At 66.6% G+C, this 17,462-nt stretch carries 15 protein-coding genes; 7 read left to right on the top strand and 8 right to left on the bottom strand.

Annotated elements, in window-relative coordinates; all coding sequences use genetic code 11:
* The first annotated feature begins 5 nt into the window (after positions 1-5).
* From V9K97_RS09415 to V9K97_RS09400, 4 genes are all read left to right on the top strand, one after another.
* Entirely contained in the window at positions 6-350 is a 345-nt protein-coding gene (locus V9K97_RS09415; protein ID WP_337296319.1) for a helix-turn-helix domain-containing protein, read from the top strand.
* Positions 340-1,593, top strand: coding sequence for a type II toxin-antitoxin system HipA family toxin (locus V9K97_RS09410; RefSeq protein ID WP_337317650.1), 1,254 nt, complete (start codon positions 340-342; stop codon positions 1,591-1,593). Before V9K97_RS09415 ends, V9K97_RS09410 begins: the two co-directional genes overlap by 11 nt.
* A 95-nt stretch (positions 1,594-1,688) precedes the next feature.
* Positions 1,689-2,951: an HAD family hydrolase gene (locus tag V9K97_RS09405; RefSeq protein WP_337317648.1), complete on the top strand. Its 1,263-nt coding sequence runs from the start codon at positions 1,689-1,691 to the stop codon at positions 2,949-2,951.
* A 77-nt stretch (positions 2,952-3,028) separates the two neighbouring features.
* Complete coding sequence (locus V9K97_RS09400; protein WP_258507534.1) at positions 3,029-3,607, top strand: peroxidase-related enzyme; 579 nt, start codon at positions 3,029-3,031, stop codon at positions 3,605-3,607.
* 7 nt (positions 3,608-3,614) lie between these two features.
* Here the strand turns inward: V9K97_RS09400 and V9K97_RS09395 are convergent, their stop codons facing one another.
* The 3 genes from V9K97_RS09395 to V9K97_RS09385 all read right to left on the bottom strand — a co-directional run bounded on the left by V9K97_RS09395 (position 3,615) and on the right by V9K97_RS09385 (position 6,737).
* A complete protein-coding gene (locus V9K97_RS09395) occupies positions 3,615-5,366 on the bottom strand; it encodes a phosphoethanolamine transferase (RefSeq protein WP_258507536.1) in 1,752 nt (583 codons plus the stop codon).
* An 89-nt stretch (positions 5,367-5,455) separates the two neighbouring features.
* Positions 5,456-6,025: a phosphatase PAP2 family protein gene (locus tag V9K97_RS09390; RefSeq protein ID WP_258507544.1), complete on the bottom strand. Its 570-nt coding sequence runs from the start codon at positions 6,023-6,025 to the stop codon at positions 5,456-5,458.
* Positions 6,012-6,737: a phosphatase PAP2 family protein gene (locus V9K97_RS09385; protein ID WP_337317646.1), complete on the bottom strand. Its 726-nt coding sequence runs from the start codon at positions 6,735-6,737 to the stop codon at positions 6,012-6,014. The genes V9K97_RS09390 and V9K97_RS09385 overlap by 14 nt, the downstream gene beginning before the upstream one ends.
* Positions 6,738-6,883: 146 nt before the next feature.
* Here V9K97_RS09385 and V9K97_RS09380 point away from each other — a divergent pair, with 146 nt between their 5' ends.
* A complete protein-coding gene (locus V9K97_RS09380) occupies positions 6,884-7,558 on the top strand; it encodes a winged helix-turn-helix domain-containing protein (RefSeq protein WP_258507546.1) in 675 nt (224 codons plus the stop codon).
* Positions 7,555-8,907 carry an ATP-binding protein gene (locus V9K97_RS09375; protein WP_337317644.1) on the top strand — a complete coding sequence of 451 codons (1,353 nt, stop codon included), beginning with the start codon at positions 7,555-7,557 and terminating at the stop codon, positions 8,905-8,907. The genes V9K97_RS09380 and V9K97_RS09375 overlap by 4 nt, the downstream gene beginning before the upstream one ends.
* 10 nt (positions 8,908-8,917) lie before the next feature.
* Here the strand turns inward: V9K97_RS09375 and V9K97_RS09370 are convergent, their stop codons facing one another.
* From V9K97_RS09370 to V9K97_RS09355, 4 genes are all read right to left on the bottom strand, one after another.
* Positions 8,918-9,616 carry a M949_RS01915 family surface polysaccharide biosynthesis protein gene (locus V9K97_RS09370; protein ID WP_337317642.1) on the bottom strand — a complete coding sequence of 233 codons (699 nt, stop codon included), beginning with the start codon at positions 9,614-9,616 and terminating at the stop codon, positions 8,918-8,920.
* Between the two features lie 7 nt (positions 9,617-9,623).
* A complete protein-coding gene (locus V9K97_RS09365; RefSeq protein WP_337317641.1) occupies positions 9,624-10,046 on the bottom strand; it encodes an acyl-CoA thioesterase in 423 nt (140 codons plus the stop codon).
* Positions 10,043-10,873 (bottom strand): DMT family transporter, encoded by an 831-nt coding sequence (locus V9K97_RS09360; protein WP_443098557.1) that lies wholly within the window; start codon positions 10,871-10,873, stop codon positions 10,043-10,045. Before V9K97_RS09360 ends, V9K97_RS09365 begins: the two co-directional genes overlap by 4 nt.
* A 77-nt stretch (positions 10,874-10,950) precedes the next feature.
* Positions 10,951-11,733 carry an SDR family oxidoreductase gene (locus V9K97_RS09355; protein WP_157614560.1) on the bottom strand — a complete coding sequence of 261 codons (783 nt, stop codon included), beginning with the start codon at positions 11,731-11,733 and terminating at the stop codon, positions 10,951-10,953.
* 116 nt (positions 11,734-11,849) lie between these two features.
* Here V9K97_RS09355 and V9K97_RS09350 point away from each other — a divergent pair, with 116 nt between their 5' ends.
* A complete protein-coding gene (locus tag V9K97_RS09350) occupies positions 11,850-13,547 on the top strand; it encodes an electron transfer flavoprotein-ubiquinone oxidoreductase (RefSeq protein WP_337317639.1) in 1,698 nt (565 codons plus the stop codon).
* A gap of 218 nt (positions 13,548-13,765) precedes the next feature.
* On the opposite strand, the gene V9K97_RS09345 is transcribed toward V9K97_RS09350, so the two are convergent.
* Entirely contained in the window at positions 13,766-17,422 is a 3,657-nt protein-coding gene (locus tag V9K97_RS09345; protein WP_337317637.1) for a hydantoinase B/oxoprolinase family protein, read from the bottom strand.
* Positions 17,423-17,462: the final 40 nt, after the last annotated feature.

Here is a 17,462-nt window from a genome sequence, read left to right as displayed (position 1 = left end):
TATTGATGCCAAGAAGCAGCCACAGCCTTTCCGCCCTGCCCTCGCAGACCATCCAGCCCCTTGAAAGGCTCGGCCTGCGCCTTCGCGCGCACAGGGTCCATCGCGAATGGACGATCGCCGAAATGGCCGAGCGGCTGCTGTGCTCGCCAAACACCCTGCGCGCGCTCGAATCCGGCAAACCGGGCACCAGCATCGGCCTGCTCGCCCACGCGTTGTGGCTCTTCGGCGAAATCGATTCGATGGACAACGTGGCCCCCGCCCCCGCAGCGCTGGCCGCGAAGCGCCGCGTGCGCAGGTCGGCGGCGGAAGGCCCAGCAGGCAAGATCGCGGAAGACGAACGTGACTTCTGACAGCGCCGTCGACGAGCGAAGCATCTACGTCGGCCTTGCGCACCGCACCGGTGAACGGGTGCAACCGGCCGGCCTGATGAAGGTGGTGCGCCGCGGCGTGGTGGAGTCCGGCGAGTTCGCCTACGGGCGGCGTTATCTTGAAGCCCCGGCGTCCGCACCGCTCAACCCCGAGCATCTGCCGCTGCGCGATGCGACCTTTGTGCTGCCCGAGCGCCGCATTCGCGACGGTGGCGCCATGCCGCTCACGCTGCGCGATGCGCTGCCGGACAGCTGGGGCCGCAAGGTGCTCGAAATACGCCAGGGCAAACCGCTGTCGGACATCGACGCGTTGCTGCTCACCAACGAGGACCGCATCGGCGCGATGGTGTTCGCCGAATCGCTGCCCATCGAAAGTGAAGAACCGCCATCGACACTGCTTTCGCTGGAGGAACTCGCCGAAGCATCCCACCGCATCGAAGCGGGAATCGAGATCGGCCCCGACATGCACAGGCTGTTGCGCGGCGGCAGCCTGGGAGGCGCCCGCCCCAAGGCTGCCTTTGTGCACCAGGGCCGGCGCTGCATCGCCAAGTTCGCATCGCGTGGGGACGACCACGACGTGGAAGTGATCGAGGCGGCAACGCTCTGGCTGGCCCATGCCTGCGGCATCGAAGTTCCGCCTTTTCTGCTGCAACCCCTTGCGGCAGGACATGCCTTGCTGGTCGAGCGCTTCGACCGGGCGGGGCCGGTGGGCGACGAACGCCGCTTTCACTACCTCTCGGCTTCGGCACTGCTCGACGTGCCCTACGAATCCAGCCGGGGCAGCTATGTCGAGCTGGCGCAGTTGCTGCGGCGCATTTCCGCGCAGCCGCAAGCAGACCTGGCCGAGCTTTTTCGCCGCCTGGTGTTCAACCTGGCGGTGGGTAACAGTGACGATCACGTCAAGAACCATGGCGCGTTGCGAAGCGAAGACGGCCTCTGGCGACTGGCCCCGGCTTTCGACCTCGTCATGCAGTTGGGCGGGCACACGGGTTATCAGGAGCTGGCCATTCTTCCGGGGCAGCACGCATCGAGTCTCGAACTGGCACGCGCCGCGTCCTCCCATTTCGGACTGTCGATGGCGCAGGCGGACGAGATCATCCGCACCACCGAAGAAACCGTTGCTGTGCAGGCCGCGGCGAGCGTCGAGGCGGCAGGGGGAAAGCGCGCTCTCGTGCGCCGGGTGGCGGCGTTCATCGAGCAGCAGCACGCACGCATGCACGCGTAGCTGGCACGGCTGATGCGTAGGTCAATGCGGAAGTGTCACGGGCGCGGCATACGCCCGGCGCTTCCCATCGACAACCGCACAACAACAAGGAACGCATGCAACGCCGCCTCGTCCTCCTCACTCCGCTTGCCGCCGCGCTCGCCGCTACCGGCTGCGCCAGTCTCTCGCCCGCCAAAGGCCTGTCGCCGGGCCGCTGGGACGCATTCAACCGGTCGCAGATCGAAGACCTGATCGCGAGCCTCGGCAAGGGAAGCCCGGGCTACAGCGCCGCCAAGCCGCCTTATGTGGTCTTCGACTGGGACAACACCAGCGTGTTCCTCGACATCGAAGAAGCCTCGCTGATCTACCAGCTCGAAAACCTGGTGTTCGGCGCCACGCCCGCGCAACTCGAAGTGGCCTTGCGCAAGAACATTCCCAAGAAAGACTTTCTTCCGGCGCACAACAATGCAGCGGGCAAGCCGGTCAACATCGATCTGCTGGTGCCGGACATCGTGGCGAGCTACACGTGGCTCTACCAGAACTACAGCGGCCTCAAGGGCACCCAGCCGCTCGTGGCGGTCAAGCTGAGCCCGCACTACATTGCGTTCACCACCAAGGTTCGCTATCTCTACGAAGCCATTGGCGACACCTTCGACCACGACACGGCCTACCCCTGGGTGACCTACCTCTTCGTCGGCATGACCGAAGCGCAGGTGCGCAAGCTCACGGCGGAAACGGTGGCGTGGCAGTTGAAGGAGCCGGTGGCCAAGGTGAAGTGGACCTCGCCCACGGCTCTGCCCGGCCAGGCGGGCGTGGTTTCGGTCAGCTGGAAGAACGGCCTTCGGCTGCAGCCCGAAATGCAGGAGCTGTACGCCGCCTTTCGCAATGCGGGCTTCGATGTGTGGGTGTGTTCCGCGTCCTTCGTCGACGTGATCAAGGAGATTTCGTCCAACCCGGCCTTCGGCTACAACAACCCGCCCGAGCGCGTGCTGGCGATGGAGCTGGAGCGCGATGCCAACGGCGTCATCCAGCCGGAATTCCGCCGCGGCTACGACCAGACGCAGGGCCCCGGCAAGACAAAGAACATCCAGCGCTTTCTGGTGAGCAAGTATGGCTACGGCCCGTGCTTCATTGCCGGCGACAGCGAGGGCGACCAGAACATGATGGCCGACTTTGCCGACACGAAGAAGGTGCTGATCGTGAACCGCCTGCGCGACCCGAAGACCGACATCGGCAAGTTCTCGGCCATGGCGGTGCAGAGCTACGGCAAGCCGGACACGCGCTACCTGCTGCAGGGCCGTGACGACAACACGGGCCAGTGGGTGGCTTCGCAGTTGCACACGCCGCTGGGTGCCACGCAAGGCAAGGCGCTGAAATAGGCGCACGGGCGCGGCGGACGGTAGCTGCTCATGAGGGACTTGCCTATGATCGTGGCACTGCCCTCAGGAGACAAAACATGGCCGACCGCTACCCCCTTGCCGAGCTGAAAGACCTGCCCGAAGACATCCGCACCGCCGTTCTTGCGGTGCAGGAAAAAGCCGGCTTCGTGCCCAACGTTTTCCTCGCGCTGGCGCGCCGCCCGGCCGAGTGGCGCGCCTTCTTCGCGTACCACGACGCGCTGATGCTGAAGGAAGAAGGCTCGCTCACCAAGGGCGACCGCGAGATGATCGTCACCACCACGAGCGCGGCCAACCAGTGCCTTTACTGCGTGGTGGCGCACGGCGCGCTGCTGCGCATCTACGAGAAGAAGCCGCTGGTGGCCGACCAGGTGGCCGTGAACTACCGCAAGGCCGACATCACGCCGCGCCAGCGCGCGATGCTCGACTTTGCGATGAAGGTCTGCGAGCGCTCGCATGAAATCGACGAAGCGGACTTCAGCGCATTGCATGCCCACGGCTTCGACGATGAAGACATCTGGGACATCGCCTCCATCACCGCCTTCTTCGGCCTGAGCAACCGGCTTGCGAGCTTCAGCGGCATGCAGCCGAACCCCGAGTTCTTCCTGATGGGGCGGCTGCCTCGCGAAAAGAAATAGCGATCCTTCAAGCCTTGTTTCGGCAGGACGCGAGCGCGTCCAAGGCGGGCTTGTAGGTGGAGTTGCTCACGTCCATCAAACCTAGCACCGTGTGATAGAGGTTGTCGTGCGTGAGCGGCGTGTCGAGCCCCGCTTCCATGCACGGCAGCGAGAGTTTGCGGCGCTCGCTCATGCCGGGGCTGAACCAGGTGACCATGGGCACGTGCTTCTGCGCTTCCGGCGCAAAGCTGTAGGGCACGCCATGCAGGAACAGGCCGTACTCGCCGAGCGACTCTCCATGGTCGCTCACGTACAGCAGCGCCGGGTCGTAGCTCCCCGACTGAGCCTTGAGCCAGTCGATGGTCTGGCTCAAGAACTGGTCGGTCTGGGCGATGGAGTTGTCGTACACGTTCTGCAGCTCCGCATGGCCGCACTCCGCCAGCGCGTTGGTCTTGCATTCGGGCAGGAAGCGCTTCACCTCCGGCGCCGAACGCTTGTAGTAGGCCGGCCCGTGGCTGCCCATCTGGTGCATGACCAGCACCACGCCCTTTGCGCGGCGCTCGGCCGGCAGCGCCGCGATGCGTGCATCCAGGCCCTTGAGCATGACGTCGTCCAGGCACTCCTCGCCGTCGCACAGCGCGCTCTTCTGCGTCGGTGAAAGGCTGTCGAAGGCCGATGCATTCGGAATGCGCGTGCAGACATCCTTGCAGCCCGCCTGGTTGTCGAGCCACAGCACGGCCAGGCCGGCGGCCTGCAGCACGTCGACCAGGTTCTCGTAGTCGTCCTTGCGCGATTCGTAGCCTTGCTTGCCCAGCGGCGAGAACATGCACGGCACCGAAGCGAGCGTGTTGGTGCCGCACGAATGCACATCGCGGTAGCTCAGCACGCCCCGCGCGGCCAGCCCGGGCGTGGTGTCGCGCGCGTAGCCGTTCAGGCCGAAGTGGTCGGCACGGGCTGTCTCGCCCACCACCAGCACGAACATCGGCGGCCGGGCCTGCCCGGCATAGCTCGCGCCCAGGGCCGTACCTGCGGTGATGGGAATCAGCTTGCGGCTGCGCTTGAACAGCGGCTTGATGAGCACCGAGCCGGCCGAATAGAGGCTCGCCACCGGGTTCATCATGTAGCGCAGGTGGATGTTGTTGCGCATCAGCGGCGCGAGTTGGCGGTTCATCGATACGGCCGCCGCCAAGGCCACCACCACGGCCAGCACCAGCAGCGCCGCGTTGCGCCAGAGCTTGCCGACAAAGCGCATCGGCATGATGCGAGCGCGCCAGAGGGCCACACCCGGCAGCAGCACGACCAGCAGCACATGGAATGCCATGCGCCAGCTCATGAGGTCGCGCGCTTCGTTCGGGTCGGTCTGCAGCACGTTGGCGATCATGGTCGGATCCATCACCACGCGGTACTCGAGCATGTAGTGCTGCACGAACGCTGCCAGCAGCACCACGGCAAACCACAGCGGCTTCATCCAGCGCGACCATGCCGTGAAGGACAGCAGCGCCACCGTGGCGCACACCATGAGCACCGCCATGGCCGCGGTCGTGGGCAGGTAGGCGCTGGGTGCGCCGCCGATGCGCGCCAGTTCGTCCCACAGCGGCCAGTTGGCGGCGGCGGCAAGGTAGATGGCGAGCCACACGACCGCCCGCTGCGCCGAGCGCGGCCGCGCAAGCCAAAGGTCGATGCGCGCCCACAGCGCATGTGCAAACGCCAGGTAGGGTGCGCCAGCTGCAGGCAGTTGCAGGGCACGCGTTGGCGCGGATTCGATTCGCGTGGAAGACATGCGCCGACTGTAGAAAGCGCAACTGAAGGAAGCCTGAATGCGCTGTTCAGCCGGCGTTCAGAATGGGCTCACGCAGGCGCGCCTGGGGGCTAGGCGCGGGCTCGCCTCGCCCTCAACCTGGGCCGCATATAGGCCCTGAGCGCCAGGTTCAATGGGCGGCTGACGCGGCGCTCGACCACGATCGCGACGAGCGCGGCCAGCATGGCGCCGACGACCACGTCGAAAGGAAAGTGCAGCCCCAGGAACACGCGGCTCCATCCGACCACGGCTGCCACCACCAGCGCCGCAATCATGGGCGCACGCCACGGCAGGCACCACAGCGCAAACGCGGCGGCAAAGGTGCCCGCGGCATGCAGGCTCGGAAAGCCCGGCCGCGCGCCCTGCGGCGCCCACTGCACGCCCAGCCCGTAGAACGCGGGCCGCTGGAACGGCATGACCGAGCGGAACACGTTCACCACGACCCAGACGACCAGCACGCTGACCAGCGCGGTAAAGAAGGCATAGCGCAGGCGCCGGTCGATTGCCGCCGCGCCCATGACCGCGAGGGCCAGCAGGGTCGGCAGCACATCGGAGGCGAAGCGCGCGAAATGGATGCTCCACGCCGGCGCCGTGGCACCCGCGTTGATCAGCTCGAACAGGGCAATATCAAGGGCCTGCATGCAAGGCAGCCGGCCCGGGTGCCGGCAATGGCGAGCCGCGGGGCGCGGCGATCAGCTCGATGGCAAAACCGACGGTCCAGCAGATCCAGGCCGTCCACAGCGTGTGGCTCATGTAGTGCGCGCCGCGCAGCTGCTGCGACACGCCAAGCATCAATCCCGCGGCCAGCGAAACGCAAAGCCAAGCAATGGCCGCGCGCTGCGAGACGCGCCGCAGCACGAAAAAGCCGCCCGCATAGGCGAACGCGGCGGAGGCGTGGCCCGCCGGAAAGCACCCGCCCGGGCCGCCGTCGTACACCCTCCACGCCCAGTGCGACACATGGCTTGCCACTCCGCCGAATTCCTTCAGGTCCCAGGGGCAGCTCGTATGGCTCGCACGCTTGAGCAGGCTGATCGCGATGACCGAAAGCAGCACCGTGAAAGCCAATTGCGCCCGTGCACGAACAGGCAGCCGCCGCAAGAGGCCCACGGGCCAGCGGATGGCGGCGAACAGCGCAATCACGCACAGCCAGCTCAGGTTCTTTGCAGCTTCATGCATCACGCGGACAAGAAAGGCGTTGTCGCGCCACGGAAAACCCATGGGCGTGCCGGCCAGGCGGGCCAATGCGAGATCGCCGCCCGTGGCATCCCAGGCCAGCAGGAGCACCAGTGCAAGAAGGGTCCAGCCCCCCAGGCGGATGATCGACGGATTCGAAAAGTTTGGCGCACGCGTCATGAGCAGAAAAGCAGGTCTGAAAACACCCCTTGAGCCTACGTTTGCGGCCTGAACCGTTCCTGAAGCGGTCTGAACGAAAGCTGACCCCGCTGCGGCGGCACCTCGGGCGGCGCTAGACTTCGTTTTTTCTCGAAAGACCCCCTCGCGTGCGGATATTGCTTGTCGAAGATGACAGTGCGTTGGCAGACGCCGTCTGCAGCTATCTGCTCGCGAAGGCGTTCGTCGTCGACGTGGCGCCCGGCCTTGCCCAAGCGCGCGGCGCCCTGCTTTCGGTGCAATACGCCGCCGTGCTGCTCGACCTGCACCTGGGCGACGGCGACGGCCTTTCGCTGCTGCCGCAGGTGCGCGCGCTGCGCGAGCCGCCCATCGTCATCGTGCTGACCGCACGCGACCAGGTGACCGACCGCATCCGCGGGCTCGATGCCGGCGCGGACGACTACCTCATCAAGCCCTATGACCCGGCCGAGCTGCTGGCGCGGCTGCGCGCCGTCGAGCGGCGGCGCAACGCCGGCAGTTCGCCGGTGCTGCATCTCGGCACGCTGGAAATCGATCTCGCGCAAGACCGGGTCCGCAAGGACGGCAATCCGGTCGTCCTGACCCAGAAAGAGTGGGCCCTGCTGCGCGTGATGGCCACCCGGCCCGAGCGCATCCACACCCGCGAAAACCTGGCCGACGCGCTCTACGGCTTCGGCGACGAGGCCGACAGCAACACGCTCGAGGTATTCATCAGCCGCCTGCGGCGCAAGCTGGGCAAGAGCCACATCCAGACACTGCGCGGCCTCGGCTACCGCCTGTCGACATCGGCGGGCGACGACGAATGAGTGCGCCATCCCCGAACAGCGGCCGCGACACGCTGGCCGGCCGGCTGACGCGCACCCTGATCGTCTGGGTCGGCGGCGTGTGGCTGCTGTGCGTGCTGGCGGTGGTCTGGTATGTGGACCGCGAGATCAACCACAACTTCGACAACGAACTGGTCGAGGTGTCGCACCGCATGTTCGACATGGCGGTGCAAGAGCTCGACAAGCTGCAGCAGACGGGCACCCCCGCGGAAACGCCTTTGATCGCGCCCAAGCAGCTGTTCTCGGCGGACGCCGTGAAGTACCAGGTGGTCGACATCCACGAACAGGTGCTGCTGCGCTCGGCCGAGGCACCCACCAATGCCTTCGACGTTCCGCTGGCCTCGGGCTTTGCCAACAACCAGACCTGGCGCATCTATACCGTGAGGCACCCCACGCGGACCCTCTATTTCCAGGTGGCCGATCCGCTGGACGAGCGGCGTTCGGCGCTGAACCGCACGCTCTTCGGCCTGATCATTCCGCTTGGTGCCGTGCTCCCGCTCCTGGCGCTGGTGCTGCGCAACGTGGCCCGCACCGAACTGCGGGTGCTGCAGCAGCTTGCGGGCGAGATCGAGAAGCGCAGCGGCTCCGACCTGCGGCCCATTGCCCTGCCCGGCCTGCCGCGCGAGCTGCGCTCCGTGGGCGATCACGTCAACAGCCTGCTGGAGCGGCTGTCGCATTCGCTCGATGTCGAACGTGCCCTGGCCGCCAACGCCGCGCACGAGCTGCGAACGCCGCTGGCCGCGGCTCGGCTGCGCCTGCAAACGGCGCTCGAGCACGATCTTCAGCGCAACGATGTGCAGGCCGCGCTCGATGCGCTGCAAATGCTCAGCCACCGTACCGAAAAGCTGCTGCAACTGTCGCGGGCCGAGTCGGGCGCGTCGCTCGCGCGGTCGCGGGTCGACCTGGTCCAGCTTGCCGGCACCGTGGTGCAAGAGTTCTGGAACGATCCGCAGGTCAACGAGCGGTTGGGCCTCAAGCTGCCCGACAGTGCCGCCCCGGTGGCAGTGGGCGACGTCGACGCGCTCGCGATCGCGCTGCGCAACCTGGTGGAAAACGCATTGCGCTACAGCGAGTGCGCGCGCGTGGTGGTGGAGGTGATGGCGCCCTGCACGCTCGCGGTGCGCGACTTCGGACCCGGCGCGAGCGCGGCGCAGCTCGCCTCCTTGCAGCAGCGGCATGTGCGCCACAGCTCGGACCGCGCGGGCTACGGGTTGGGCCTGTCGATCGTGGCCACCATTGTCGAGAAGCACAACGCAAGGCTCGAACTGGCATCGCCCCCAGCGGGTGCCGCCAGCGGTTTCGAAGCGCGCATCGTGCTGCCGCCGGCCTGAGGCCAGAGCGTCAGCGGCCTGCGGGCTCCTTCTGCGGTGCGAAGCCGTAGGAGTTGTCGAAGCCGAACTGGCGGGCGCTGTACATCGCGGCCATTTTCTTCACCAGGTGCCGTTGCACTGTTTTCGGCAAGGCGAAGTAGCCGCTGTTGCCGGTCGTCCTGCGCTGGCCGTCGAGCTGCCCGGTAACGGCATGGATGGTAGCCTTGCGGCCCTGGTGAAAGGCAATGATCTTTGCGCGCCCTGAAAACGGATCGACATTGACGTGCCCGTCGTCCTCCGGTTCGAAGAAGCGGTAGACAAGGACAGGGTCGACCAGGCCGTCGCCGTCGATGTCCGCGAACTCGAAGAGCCTGGTGCGGAAGTTGACGCCCACCGCCTGCTCCCCGGCAAAGTCGCGGATCGCCCATTGCCTGGTGAGCAGGTTGTCGCTGTCCACCTTGTAGAGCGCGGCCTGGATGGCCGAGGACAGCAGCTCTTCGGGAAACGGGCGATCCTGTTTTTCGCCGAGCAGCAGCGCGTAGCTGCCGGATTTGTCGGTGTAGCAATACCGCTTGAACAGCGGAAACTCGACGCCCGACTTCTTCAAGGCATCGGCACTCAGGAAAGGCGCGCCGGCGGCACATTCGCGCGGGGCGGCGGTGTTCTGCGCATGGCTCCAGCCAGCCAGCAACGTTAGGCATGCAAGCGCGAGCGCCTTCTTCAGCTGCATCGCTGACCTACTCACTCACCACCGCGCGCAGCCAGTCGGGCAAGGGCAGCGCTTTCTGCTTGGGAAAGTCGACCCAGATCGTGGTTGCCCCGCCCGCGGCGCAGATCACGTCGGGCGCCTCGGCGCGAGCCATGGTGGCCCAGCTCTCGAAGGTGGTTCGCGCCGGGTCGCTCACGTACATCTTGATGAGCACACTGCCGGGATACTCGATCTGGCGGTAGAAATTGCAGAAGGCATTGACGATCACCATGCCTTCGCCGCCGGGGGTGGGCTGGATGCCGAGCGAATGTATCCAGTCGATGCGCGCGGTTTCCAGGTAGCGAAAGTAGGTGCCGTTGTTCAGGTGCCCCATGGCGTCCATGTCGCCCCAGCGGATCGGGATCGACATTTCGTACACGAACTTCTTCTTTTCGGGAATTTCGATTCTCATCGGTGGGCCTTGATGGATGCGAGGATGCCAAGAACGAACAAAAGCGCGGCCGCCAGCTCGGTGGCTTGCGGCCAGCGCCCGTCCCAAAGAAATGAATAGAGCAGAGCGAACAGCGTCTCGCTCACGATCAGCTGGCCGCACAGGCTGGCCGACAGGCGCTGGCTCGCGATGTTCCAGAGAATGGTAGCGAGCCATGAAGAGCCGAACCCGCCCGCCAATGCGAGCCAGACGAAGAGCATGCCTTGGGGCTGCGCGCGAAGCGTGGCCACGTCGCTGCCGGCCACCACCCACAGCAGCAAGGCGCCCACGCCGGTTGCAATGCCGAGCCAGTTGGCCCAGTCGGTCGCGTTGAGCTCGGTATGGCGCTGCAGCCAGGCGGCGTTGAGCAAGCCGTACACCGTCCAGCTTGCCATGGCGCAGAGCGCCAATGCAATGCCCCAGCCGAAGCGAACGCCGTTGCCGGCCGTGCCGTGCTGCGCCGACCAGGCGCCGTAGACCATGAGCGCAATGCCCGCGCCCGTGAGCACCAGGCCGGGCAGCAGTGCCCGCATGCGCAGCCCCGCGGGCCGGCCGAGCAGCATCATCCAGACCGGGATGGTGCCGATGATGAGGCTGGGCACCTCGGTGCCCGCCGCCGCAATGCCGAAGGCCAGCAGCAGGTAGTAGCCGCTGAAGCCCAGCACGCTGAGGCCCAGCGCCGCCATCGCCTGGCGCCTGTTCGGCCAGCGCAGCGACGCGGGCCGCGTGAACACCGCCAGGCCCGAGATGGCGCCGAACACCGCGAAGCGCGCGGCCGTGATGTCGATCATGCCGAAGTGCCCGACCATGCGCGGCGCCACGAACACCAGGCCCCAGAGCGCCCCTGCCCCCAGCCCGGCGGCTATGCCAACCCAGGCGCGCGGCGTCAGAGCGCGAACCCGTCGTCGGCGGCAATCACCGCGCCGTTCACGAAATGGCTCTGCCCGCTGGCCAGCAGCACGATGAGGCCGTCCAGGTCTTCGGGCTTGCCCACGCGCTTGCGCGGCAGCATGCTCACGAGCTTGGCGCCGCCTTCGGAGGCCCAATGGTCTTCGTTGAGCTCTGTGGTGATGTAGCCGGGGCACAGTGCGTTCACGTTGATGCCGAAGCGGCCCCACTCGAGCGCCATGGCCTTGGTCATCTGCACCACGGCAGCCTTGCTCATGCAGTAGGCGCCGATCTGCGGCATGACCTTGAGCGCCGCCACCGAGGCGATGTTGATGATGCGCCCGCCGATGTAGGTGCCCGGCGCCGAGCCCTTGGCGCGCGCCAGCATGCGCTTGCCGACCTCTTGCGCAACGAAGAAGGAGCCCTTCACGTTGGTGTCGAAGATGTAGTCGTAGTCGTCGGGCGTCACGTCCTGCAGGCGCTGGGTGGTGCTCACGCCCGAGTTGTTGACCAGGATGTCGATGGGGCCCACTTCGGTTTCGGCGCGCGCCACGGCGGCCTTGATGCTGCCGATTTCGGTCACGTCGAGCTCGACCACGTGGGCGTCGCCGCCCTCGCCTTCGATGCGGGCGCGCAGTTCCTTGAGCTTTTCGACCCTGCGGCTCGCGAGCACCACGGCGGCACCGGCGCGCGCCAGCGTTTTCGCGAACTGCGCGCCCAGCCCGCTGGAAGCGCCGGTGACGAAGGCCACGCGGCCCGAAAGATCGATGCTGTAAGCCATGAAAAGCGGTCCTGTTGAGTCGTTGCCGAGTCGCCGAGGTGACGCCCTGCACTCCACATAAAATGTTTCGCGCCCTCGAAGCGTCCGAGCCTCAAATCATTATCGACGAGACCCACATGACCCACGACGAAATCCTCGCCCAGTTCGGCCCCCGCGAATCCATGGAATATGACGTGGTGGTCGTCGGCGGCGGCCCGGCCGGCCTCTCGACCGCCATCCGGCTCAAGCAGCTGGCCGCGCAGCACGAAAAGGAAATCTCGGTGGTGGTGCTCGAAAAGGGCTCCGAGCCCGGCGCGCACATTCTCTCGGGTGCCATCATGGACCCGCGCGCGCTGAACGAGCTGCTGCCCGACTGGAAGGAGCAAGGCGCCCCGCTGAACCAACCCGTCACCGACGACGCAATGGTGTTCCTGGGCGAAAAATCGGGCCTGCGCACCCCCAACGCCTTTCTGCCGGCCTGCTTCCAGAACCACGGCAACTACATCATCAGCCTGGGTGCCTTCACCAAGTGGCTGGCGCAGCAGGCCGAAAACCTGGGTGTCGAAATTTTTCCGGGCTTTCCGGCGGCCGAGGTGCTCTACAACGAGAACGGCTCGGTGCGCGGCGTGGCCACCGGCAACATGGGCGTAGGCAAGGACGGCGAGCCGACCGAAAACTTCCAGCTGGGCATGGAGCTGCTGGGCAAGTACACGGTGTTTGCCGAAGGCGCGCGCGGCCACCTGGGCCGCCAGCTCATCGCCAGGTTCAAGCTCGACGAAGGCCGCGATCCGCAGACCTATGGCCTGGGCGTGAAGGAAGTGTGGGAGATCGACCCCAAGCGCCACCAGCCGGGCTTTGTGCTGCACACCGCCGGCTGGCCGATGAAGAGCGACACCTACGGCGGCGCATTCCTCTATCACATGGAGGACAACAAGATTTCCATGGGCTTCATCACGGGCCTGGACTACAGCAACCCCTACCTGAGCCCGTTCGACGAAATGCAGCGCTGGAAGCTGCATCCCAACATCCGCTGGTACCTTGAAGGCGACGAGGCCAAGGGCATCAAGCCGGCCAAGCGCATCGGCTACGGCGCGCGCGCCATCACGGCCGGCGGGCTGATGTCGCTGCCCAAGACGGTGTTCCCGGGCGGTGCGCTGGTCGGCTGCGAGGCGGGCTACCTGAACGTGAGCCGCATCAAGGGCAGCCACGCTGCCATCAAGACGGGCATGCTGGCGGCCGAAGCCGCTTTCGACGCAGTGCAGGCCGGTCGCCAGCACGACGAGCTCACGGCCTACCCGGCCGCGTTCGAGAAGAGTTGGCTCTATACGGAGCTGAAGAAGGCACGCAACTTCAAGGCCTGGTTCAAGAAGGGGCTGGGCATTGCCACGCTCATGAACGGCATCGAACAGTGGCTGCTGAAGGGCAACATTCCGTGGACCCTGCACCGCAACAAGCCCGACCACATGTATCTCAAGCCGGCGGCGGAGTGCAAGCCCATCGTCTACCCGAAGCCGGACGGCAAGCTCACGTTCGACCGGCTGTCGAGCGTGTTCATCAGCAACACCAACCACGAGGAGCAGCAGCCGGCCCACCTGACGCTCAAGGATGCGTCGGTTCCGGTGAACATCAACCTCTCGAAGTTCGCAGGTCCTGAAAGCCGCTATTGCCCGGCGGGTGTGTACGAGTTCGTGGGCACCGATGACGGCAAGCAGCGCCTGCAGATCAACGCGCAGAACTGCGTGCACTGCAAGACCTGCGACATCAAGGACCCGACGCAGAACATCGTGTGGGTTACGCCTGAGGGGGGCGGCGGGCCTAACTACGTGGGGATGTAACTCCTCCGGGTTGTTGCTTTAGGCGCTCTTGTTCAGGGCGCGTGCAAAGGCCACCGGGCGCTGCGCTTGTTCCGCTCGATCAACGACCGGCGCGAATAACGATCCCGTCGATGGGGTGCCTTGCGCAGCGAAATAAAGGAGGAGGCCGCAGGCCGGGGGACATTCGCGGAGCAAGGTACCCCGTCGGCGGGATCGCGCCCACCGAGACAGCACGCAATTCAACGGCCGCCTTCGCCCCAACCGCCCCCGCCAGGCGTCTCGATCACAAACACGTCCCCCGCTGCCATCTGCACCTGCCCGATGTGGTCCAGCGTCTCGACCGTGCCGTCGACCCGCTCCACGCGGTTGACACCCACCGCGCCGGCTTCGCCACCCGACCCGCCGAACGCTCCGTAGAGCCGGCCATTGCTGAGAATCGATGCCGTCATGGGCGCCAGGAAGCGCACGCGCCGCACGCCGCCGTCGCCGCCTCGCCAGCGCCCTGCCCCGCCTGAGCCGGCGCGCAGCCGGTAGCTGTCGAGCCGCACCGGGTAGCGGAATTCGAGCACCTCGGGGTCGGTAAGCCGCGAGTTGGTCATGTGGGTCTGCACCACGCTCGTGCCGTCGAAGCCGGGGCCGGCGCCAGAGCCGCCCGAAATGGTTTCGTAGTACTGGTGCTCGCCGTCGCCGAAGGTGAAGTTGTTCATGGTGCACTGGCTCGCCGCCATGACGCCCAGTGCACCGTAGAGCGCGTTGGTTACGCAGCTCGAGGTTTCGACATTGCCCGCCACCACCGCGGCCGGCGGCAGCGGGTTGAGCATGCACCCGCTCGGCACGATCACTTCGATGGGCTTGAGGCAGCCCGCGTTGAGCGGAATGTCGTCGTCGACCAGCGTGCGGAACACGTAGAGCACGGCCGCCATGGTGATGGCGCGCGGGGCGTTGAAGTTGTTGGGCAGTTGCGCGCTGGTACCGGTGAAGTCGACGGTGGCCGAGCGCTTGATCGCATCGACCGTGACGCGCACGCAAATCTGCGCACCGTTGTCCAGCGGCAGCGTGAACTCGCCGTTCTTCAGTGCGGTGATGACGCGTCGCACCGACTCCTCGGCGTTGTCCTGCACGTGGCCCATGTAGGCGGCCACGGTTTCTCGGCCGAATTGCGCCACCATGGCCTGCAGCTCCTGAACGCCCTTCTCGTTGGCGGCGATCTGCGCGCGCAGGTCGGCGAGGTTCTGCTCGATGTTGCGCGACGGATGAGGCCCGCTTCCCAGCAGCGCGCGAAGCTCGGCTTCGCGCAGGCGGCCGCCCTCTACCAGCTTGAAGTTGTCGATCAGTACGCCTTCGTCTTCGATGCTTCTGGAGAACGGCGGCATCGAGCCGGGTGTGATGCCGCCCACGTCGGCGTGGTGGCCGCGCGAGGCGACGTAGAACGAGGGCCGCGCATCGGCTGCCGCCAGATACACGGGCGTGACCACCGTGATGTCGGGCAGGTGCGTGCCGCCGTGGTACGGGTCGTTCAGCACGAAGACGTCGCCGGGCTTCATGCCGGGGTTGCCGTCGATCACGGTCTTGATCGATTCGCTCATCGAGCCCAGGTGCACCGGCATGTGCGGCGCATTGGCGATAAGGTTGCCTTGCACATCGAACAGCGCGCAAGAAAAATCGAGCCGCTCCTTGATGTTGACCGAGTAGGCCGTGTTCTGCAGCCGCAGGCCCATCTGCTCGGCGATGTTCATGAAGAGGTTGTTGAACACCTCGAGCATTACCGGGTCGGCACTGGTGCCCATGGCCTGCGTGGCCACGCGTGGCCGAACGCGGTGCAGCTCGATGCCGGCCGGGGTGGCGCGCGCCTGCCAGCCGGGTTCGATCACCGTGGTGGCGTTGCGGCCCGCGAGGATGGCGGGGCCGTCGACGGACGCGCCGGGGCGGAGGGCTGCCTCGTCGAACAGCGCGGCGTTGCGCCAGCCGGCGGCCTCTTCGTCGGCCTCGCAGTACATGCGCACCGCCGCCAGCGGCTCGGGTGCGTATGACGCTGCATCGGCCGGGGCGGCCGGCGGTGCGCGGCGCTCGCCGGCACCTACGGCTTCGACCGTCACGGCCTCGATGACGAGCGCGCGTTCCGCCATCAGGAAGGCGAAGCGGCGTCGATAGCCGGCCTCGAACTCCTCACGCATCGCGGCGATGGCTTCTTCGGCCGACTCCTTCATGGGCAGCGCGCAGGCCATCGCGGTGTCGGTGCCTTCGTAGCGCAGCTGCACGCGGTGCACCGCGGCAATGGCCGCATCCGCCACGCCCTGCTCGCGCAGTTCTCCTTTTGCCTGCGCCGCCAGAGTGCCTGCCGCATCGCGCGCCGCAGCCAGCCCTTGTGCGTCGAGCCTGCGCTCCAGCGCCAATTCACGCATGGCCAGTTGGTCGGCCAGCCCCATGCCGAACGCCGAGAGCACGCCCGCCAGCGGATGCAGGTAGACGCTGCGCATGCCCAGCGCGTCGGCCACCAGGCAGGCGTGCTGCCCGCCCGCGCCGCCGAAGCACTGCAGCGTGTACTGCGTGACGTCGTAGCCGCGCGCCACCGAAATCCGCTTGATGGCATTGGCCATGCTGGCCACGGCAATGCGCAAGGCGCCGCTCGCCACTTCTTCCGCGCTCACTGCGCGGCCCGTGGCCTCCGACATACGGCGCGCCATCGCGTCGAAACCTCGCCGTGCGGCAACCAGGTCCAGCGGTTCATCGGCATTGGGGCCGAACACATGCGGAAAGTGCGTGGGTTGGATCTTGCCGAGCAGCACGTTCGCGTCGGTGGTGGTGAGCGGCCCGCCGCGCCTGTAGCTGGCCGGCCCCGGGTTGGCGCCGGCCGATTCCGGGCCCACGCGCAGCCGCGCGCCGTCGAAGGCGATGACCGAGCCGCCGCCCGCTGCCACCGTGTGGATGCTCATCATCGGCGCGCGCATGCGCACGCCGGCCACCTGGGTTTCGAACGAACGCTCGAACTCGCCGGCATAGTGCGACACGTCGGTGGAAGTGCCCCCCATGTCGAAGCCGATCACGCGTGCATGGCCGGCATCGAGCGCGGTGCGCACCATGCCGACGATGCCGCCCGCGGGGCCCGAAAGGATGGCGTCCTTGCCCTGGAAGCGATCGGCCTGCGTGAGTCCGCCCGAACTCTGCATGAAGAACAGCGGCACGCCCGGCATCTGCCGCGACACCTGCTCCACGTAGCGCCGAAGAATCGGGCTCAGGTAGGCATCGACCACCGTGGTATCGCCGCGCGGCACCAGCTTCATGAGCGGGCTGGTCTTGTGCGACACCGACACCTGCGTGAAGCCGATCGCCCTGGCAATGCGCTCGGCCGCGAGTTCGTGTGCGGTGTGGCGCCAGCCATGCATGAAGACGATGGCGCAGGCCCGCAGCCCGGCATCGAAGGCCTGTTGCAGCGCCGAGCGCAGCGCACCTTCGTCGAGCGGTTGCACGACGGCGCCTTGCGCATCCATGCGCTCGCCAGCCTCGATCACGCGCTCGTACAGCAGCTCCGGCAGCACGATGCGGCGGTCGAACAGGCGCGGCCGCGCCTGCGTGGCGATGCGCAGCGCATCGCGAAATCCCGCCGTGGTGACCAGCACCGTGGGCTCGCCCTTGCGCTCCAGCAGTGCATTGGTGGCCACCGTGGTGCCCATCTTCACGCACTCCACGCGCTCGGGGGTCACGGGTTCGCCGGGCTTCAGCTTCAGCAGGCGGCGGATGCCTTCGACCGCGGCATCCTTGTACTGCTCGGGGTTTTCGGACAGCAGCTTGAGCGTGTGCAGGCCGCCCTCGGGGTCGCGGCCCACCAGGTCGGTGAATGTGCCGCCGCGGTCGATCCAGAACTGCCAGCGTGACGGAAGAAGGGAATGCGTGGTCATGAGAGAAAGGGCTTCGCAGGGAAAAGAGAAAAATGCTTCG

The organism is Variovorax sp. CCNWLW186, from assembly GCF_037203865.1.
In the GTDB taxonomy this organism is placed as follows: Bacteria; Pseudomonadota; Gammaproteobacteria; order Burkholderiales; family Burkholderiaceae_C; genus Variovorax.
The sequence above is the reverse complement of the archived record's forward strand: the minus strand, read 5'-3'. Positions and strand labels throughout refer to the sequence as shown.